This window comes from Desulfobacula sp. (assembly GCF_021107415.1).
In genome coordinates, this window is the sequence record NZ_JAIOSW010000168.1 from 1 (window position 1) to 5,971 (window position 5,971).

A 5,971-nucleotide genomic window follows, 5' to 3' on the forward strand; every position below is an offset into this window, starting at 1 on the left:
CCCGATTTATTCCGTCCTTGTGATCGGCCTTTTCCTTGCAGGGCTTGCCAAAAGCATATTTGATCCCAGCCTTCAGGCCTTTATCGCCAATTTCGTTCCCTTTGAAAAAAGAGGTCAGATCATTGGGATTACTGAACTTGCATGGGCAGGGTCGACTTTAGTCGGCATCCCGTCAGCCGGTATCATTATTGAACGATTTTCCTGGCAAACCCCTTTTTTCATTATCAGTGGACTTTCTCTTGTCTGTTTTTTCATTATATTGAAAATTATGCCAAAAGATAAACAAAACTCCAAGGTATCTAAAATCAAAACACCAATAAGATCAAACTGGAAAACCATTATTAAAGATAGAAAAGTCCTGGGGATTTTATCCTTTGTATTTTTTATGTCTCTTGCCAATGACAACCTTTTTGTGATTTATGGGGCCTGGCTGGAACAATCCTATAGCCTTTCTCTGGCTGCCATTGGTTTTGGAACTGTTTTCATCGGAGTCTCTGAAATTTTAGGAGAAGGATGTACCGTCTTGTTCTCTGACAGGATCGGCTTAAAAAAATCCGTGATCATCGGGGTCTCCCTGTGTACCGGGGCTTACTTTCTTTTACCGATTCTGGATATTGGCCTAAGCTATGTTCTGGCAGGACTTTTCCTGGTTTTCTTCACCTTTGAATTTACCATTGTCTCCTCCATGAGCTTATCCACAGAACTGGTTCCAAAACTGAGGGCATCCACCATGTCCGCATTTTTTGCCATTGCCGGAATCGGTCGGGTTGCAGGAGCCTTCCTCGGCGGTATTGTCTGGTCAAATTTCGGTCTGATACCCATCTGCCTGATATCAGGGTTCTGCACATCTGCCGCCCTGATCTGTCTTCTTTTTGGTTTTTATCAGAGTAAGTCCTGAGCAGCAATCGTATAAAAAAGGCTTCTCAACTAATTTCAAGCATCTCAACCACAGCCGTTTGGTATTAATGGCAGCTATCTTTTATATTTACAATGATAGCTGGTTATGCTATCATTTATTTCATGAACACAAAGCATAGAAAAATGCTCAAGGCAATCTTCACCGATCCGGTTAATGGAAATATTGAATGGCGTAAAATCGAAGCGTTGTTTCTATCATTGAGTGCAGACCGCACGGAAAGGGCAGGTTCTGCTGTTAGTTTTATTTTGAATGATATGCGGGTAGATTTCCACCATCCGCATCCTGATAAAGAAGCGCTGCGGTATCGCGTGAAAGACGCCCTTAAATTTCTGGAAAAGGCAGGTATAACACCATGAACATGATGAGGTACAAGGGTTACATTGCCCACATTGAGTATGACGAGGAAGACCACATTTTTGTCGGTCATCTGGCTGGCATTAAGGATATTGTCGGCTTTCACGGCACAACGGTTAACGAGCTCGAAAGAGCGTTTCATGAATCCGTCGATAACTACATTGCAATCAGCGAAAAAACTGGTCGGCCCGCTCAAAAGCCTTATTCCGGCAAACTGATGTTACGGGTTTCACCAGATGTTCATGCCGCCGTTGCCACTGTTGCCAAAGTACATGGAAAAAGCATCAATCAATGGGCTTCTGAGGTTTTGGACAGGGCTGCTCATATTTAATATTGATACTACCACAATTATAAAATAATTTTTTACCTGAACCCATTATTTAAATGGAGACCGTCCCATGAGCGAACTTCTAAAAACCGTATTTTTTAATAAACACCAGGATCTTGATGCAACAATTGTAGAATTTGGGGGCTGGGAAATGCCCATACAATATCCCACCGGTATCATAAATGAACATATGGTAACCCGGAAAAGAGCCGGTATATTCGATGTTTCACACATGGGACGGCTCTATTTCAAAGGCAAAGACACACTGCCTTTTCTGCAGCATGTTTTGACCAACAATGCCATGGCATTAGGATTGGGTGAAAGCCAGTATACACTGATACAGAATGAAAGCGGAGGCGCCATTGACGATGCCTATTTATACCGGTTTAAGCAGGACGAATATCTGCTTGTGGTTAATGCATCGAATAGAGAGAAAGATGTGGCCCACCTTGAAAAATATCTAAAGCTGTTTTCCGATATTGAAATGGTTGACAGAACTTTTGAAATGGCCATGATTTCCCTTCAGGGCCCCCTTTCCAAATCCATTATCGGACAGATTGTTACGGGAGGGGTTTTGCCTGAACCTTCCCGAAATTGCTTGAGCATCGTAGATATCAACGGTGTTGAGACCTGTCTTGCCAGGACCGGTTACACAGGTGAACCCCTGGGATTTGAACTTTTTATAGAGAACGAACATGCTGTTTTCATCTGGGATCTTTTATTGGAAAAAGGGGCTCTTCCCATTGGACTGGGTGCCAGAGACACCTTGAGGCTTGAAGCAGGCCTGCCTTTATATGGTCAAGAACTGGGCATGGATCATGATAACAATGAAATGGGTCTCTTTGCATCCAAATTATCCAAATTTGCTGTCAGTTTTTCATCCCTTAAAGGTGATTTTATTGGAAAAGATGCTCTTTACCAACAATATCTTGCGCTTAAAAATATTATAGATCAAAGGTTTGAAGATATTTCTCATTTGCCAAGAATGGTCATGCCCCTTGCCATTACCGGGAAAGGAATTGCAAGAGGAGGGTATAAAGTATTTTCCAAAGACAAACATGTGGGATATATTACATCCGGAACCATGATCCCATACCGGGAACCGGAAGGAAGCGGACTGAATTCTGAATTTAAGGGAAATCCTAAAAAAAGGGCTGTTGCCCTGGCATTGATTGACAGCAATATTCTTGAAGGAGAAACTCTGCAAATACAAATCAGGAAAAAACAATGTGACAGTATTGTTGTCCCCTATCACATGAGTTCTGAAGCACCGCCTTTTGTCAGGTCCATTCCCCATGATCAATTAAGCTTGGTAAAACAGACAGAAGATGACGGAAACTATCCTGAACTTGCCCGGCAACTGGTATCAAGGGCCTTAAACAATCATACCTGGCGCCAGAAAGAGTGCATCAATCTGATCCCGTCGGAAATGAGCCAATCTTACTTATCACGGCTCTTGTCCGTCAGCGACCCGGTCAACCGGTATGCCGAGCACAAAGAGATAAAGGCCTTTTTTGGAGAAGATGTTTTTTACTACCAGGGAACTGAATTTATCCGGGAGATTGAACATCTTTTAAATAAAGAATTTCAAACTTTCTTTGGATGTCAAAATATAGAATCAAGGGTCATTTCCGGTCAAATGGCCAATACAGCTCTTTTCAGTGCGCTTGTGGATTTTCTCAACCGGGCAGACAGAAAAAGCGAACAAAGGCGACTGCGTAAAATCATAAACAACCATATCATCAAGGGCGGGCACTTAAGTGCGCAACCCATGGGAGCACTTCGTGATTTTGTAGCAAGAGATCCCAAGACAGAAAAACCAGCCGTCATTAATTTTCCGGTATTGAAAGACAACCCTTATAAAATCGATATTCACGCCTGTGAAGCGATCATCAAAGAACACCAGCCCGAACTTATCATTCTTGGTAAAAGCATGATTCTCCACAAAGAGCCGGTGGCCGAGATCCGCAGGTTTGTGGATGAATTTGCCCCCTCCTGCCTGGTGATGTATGACATGGCCCATGTGCTGGGGCTTTATGGTAAATATTTCCAGGAACCGTTAAAAGAAGGTGCCCATATCGTAACAGGGTCTACCCATAAGACTTATTTTGGCACCCAGCGCGGGGTTATTGCATCTGATTTTAATGAACAAGACCTGGAATATGGACTCTGGGAAGCAGTACAAAGAAGGACGTTTCCCGGAAGCGTCAGCAACCATCACTTAGGTACCATGACAGGTCTTTTGTTTTCTGCCTATGAAATGAATCATTTTAAGGAAGATTACCAGAAAGCCGTCATTTCAAATGCCAAAGCGTTTGCCGCTGCGTTAAAGGAACAGGGCCTGGATGTGGCGGGTGATCCTGATATCTCTTTTACCGAGACTCACCAGGTAATTCTGAACGTAGGGTATGGAAAAGGAGCAAAAATAGCCAGAGAACTTGAAGAAAACAATATCATTGTCAATTACCAGGCAACTCCGGTTGAAGAAGGCTTCACCGCATCCGGAGCCCTTCGAATGGGGGTATCTGAGATGACGCGGTTTGGTATGATAGAAAAGGATTTTCAAACCCTTGCGACTTTAATGGCGGATCTCATTCAAAACAGATCCATTATAAAAGATGAAATTATAAAATTCAGAGATCAATTTGTTGATATGCAATTTTGTTTTAAAGAAACTGATGTTCATGATGTGACGGCATCTTTGCTGGACTCTTTAAAATGAAAACTTGTCCCAGAATTTAAAAGGACCTGTGTGGTGCGCGCCCGGAAGAAAGGGGGTAACTTCGGGGTGATCTTCTACAAAGGCCGTTTGAAAGGAAATCCGTTTTTTATTAAACCGATTGTGACTGTCTGCAGCTCTCCTGTATCGCATATAATAGACATCATAACTTCTCATGTGCTGCCGGCTTTGAAGCTCCATGATATTCTGAAAATTCGTGTGCGTATACTTTAAAAGTGTTTCAAAGGCTGCAAGATAATTCACACGGCTTTTATGGTGTTGCACCACATGATGATTCGTATAAAATTCTTTGATGGCAAACACCCATAAAAGATTCTTTCTATGGACAAAACTTGTATGATCTTCAATAAACTCGGTAAGTCTGTCTATAGCTATTTGATTTTCTTCTACCAATTGTCTTAAATCGCCAATCAGCTTGATGGCTGACTCTATATCGGTGATTCTCGATTGGACCATACTGATACTGTCAAGCTTGCCCGAGGCATTGTATATATCACTCGTCGTTTTTTCAATGTCTTCATTAAGCACTATCATCTGCTTTATTATTGGCGGAAGATTATCCTGTACACTCTTTTTCTTGTTCAAAAAATATAAAAATATTCCCCCACCCAAAACCATGAGAAAAATAATTAAAAAAATTAATACCAGAATAATACGGCTGCTTTTTTTTATTTTAAAAATCATTTATTCATTCAATACAAGAGAAATAATGTCATCGACTGATCTTTTCAGCCCCGGTATTTTACTGGCACTTTTGCCTGCCACATTCAGCACCTGTATCTCAAATTGGGGCAGCCATTTTCTAAGGACGACTGATGGATTTTTTTCTGTTTCAAGGTCTATGTGAAGCCAGGGTTTTTTATGGGCTTTTGCAAAGCTCATGGAATCGGCTGCGCCGGGTGTCAGTTTGCCAAATGAAAAAATAACAGTACCATCGGCATCCAATACATTTTTTTCTATATTCTCATCGTTCCCACCTTCCCCCCTGGTTAATTCAATAATATCCGTTAGTTGTTCATTGATCTCATTTAATTTTGTATGGCTGCCCACCTGTTACCTTATACCCTTAAACGTCTCCACATTTGCCCCGGTGATGGCCGAAGTCAGATTCTCAATCGTTGTGATCAATCGCTCAAATCTTTCGCCCAATTGTTCAAACTGCGCCATATCCATGGGTGCCATAGCTGCCACAGCTGCTGACGGAGATTGATCTACCGGCCCGGGGCCACCCAGTTTCACCCGGATCTCTTCTTTTGTCATACCGCTTGTCTGATAATATCCATAAATTTTCTTTATCAGGTCTTCAGCTTCGGGCGGATATTCCTTAACGCCCTCATGTTCAACCGGATCAGGAAAGAATTCTTCAAATCGGCTTAAATATTCACGAATCGTACTGGACGAAATATCCAGGCTTTTGGCCATTTGAGCAATTGATTTCATGTAATTTCCCTATTTATAGATAGTATCTTATTTTGACAACAATATCGTCCCGCAAATGAAGTGTTGATTTTTTCTAAAAATCGTTTATTAATTTATATTAAATATTATACTGAAATTCACTAATTATTTTAAAAAAAACTTGAAGAAAATCAAGGAACACAATAGGATTGATTCATCAATTACCTTAACC

General features: G+C 41.6%; 7 protein-coding genes. 4 read left to right on the forward strand and 3 right to left on the reverse strand.

The window, feature by feature from the left end:
* The 4 genes from K8S13_RS09090 to gcvT all read left to right on the forward strand — a co-directional run.
* Nucleotides 1–898, forward strand: an 898-nt coding sequence (locus K8S13_RS09090) for an MFS transporter (RefSeq protein WP_291462088.1), incomplete at its 5' end; no start/stop codon positions are given.
* Nucleotides 899–1,041: 143 nt separating this feature from the next.
* A complete protein-coding gene (locus K8S13_RS09095; RefSeq protein WP_291462089.1) occupies nucleotides 1,042–1,275 on the forward strand; it encodes a type II toxin-antitoxin system HicA family toxin in 234 nt (77 codons plus the stop codon).
* On the forward strand, nucleotides 1,272–1,604 hold the full coding sequence (locus K8S13_RS09100) for a type II toxin-antitoxin system HicB family antitoxin (RefSeq protein WP_291462091.1): 333 nt from the start codon (nucleotides 1,272–1,274) through the stop codon (nucleotides 1,602–1,604). Before K8S13_RS09095 ends, K8S13_RS09100 begins: the two co-directional genes overlap by 4 nt.
* Nucleotides 1,605–1,671: 67 nt before the next feature.
* The gene (gene gcvT / locus K8S13_RS09105; RefSeq protein ID WP_291462092.1) at nucleotides 1,672–4,323 is read left to right on the forward strand and encodes a glycine cleavage system aminomethyltransferase GcvT; all 2,652 of its coding nucleotides are present in this window, start codon (nucleotides 1,672–1,674) and stop codon (nucleotides 4,321–4,323) included.
* On the opposite strand, the gene K8S13_RS09110 is transcribed toward gcvT, so the two are convergent.
* Genes K8S13_RS09110 through K8S13_RS09120 form a run of 3 tightly spaced genes read right to left on the reverse strand, consistent with a single transcriptional unit; the run spans nucleotide 4,315 to nucleotide 5,781 of the window.
* The gene (locus K8S13_RS09110) at nucleotides 4,315–5,025 is read right to left on the reverse strand and encodes a hypothetical protein (RefSeq protein WP_291462093.1); all 711 of its coding nucleotides are present in this window, start codon (nucleotides 5,023–5,025) and stop codon (nucleotides 4,315–4,317) included. The two genes, gcvT and K8S13_RS09110, sit on opposite strands and share 9 nt — an antisense overlap.
* On the reverse strand, nucleotides 5,026–5,391 hold the full coding sequence (locus K8S13_RS09115; RefSeq protein WP_291462094.1) for a putative molybdenum carrier protein: 366 nt from the start codon (nucleotides 5,389–5,391) through the stop codon (nucleotides 5,026–5,028). It abuts the gene before it with no gap.
* A 3-nt stretch (nucleotides 5,392–5,394) separates the two neighbouring features.
* Nucleotides 5,395–5,781, reverse strand: coding sequence for a MerR family transcriptional regulator (locus tag K8S13_RS09120; RefSeq protein ID WP_291462096.1), 387 nt, complete (start codon nucleotides 5,779–5,781; stop codon nucleotides 5,395–5,397).
* Nucleotides 5,782–5,971: the final 190 nt, after the last annotated feature.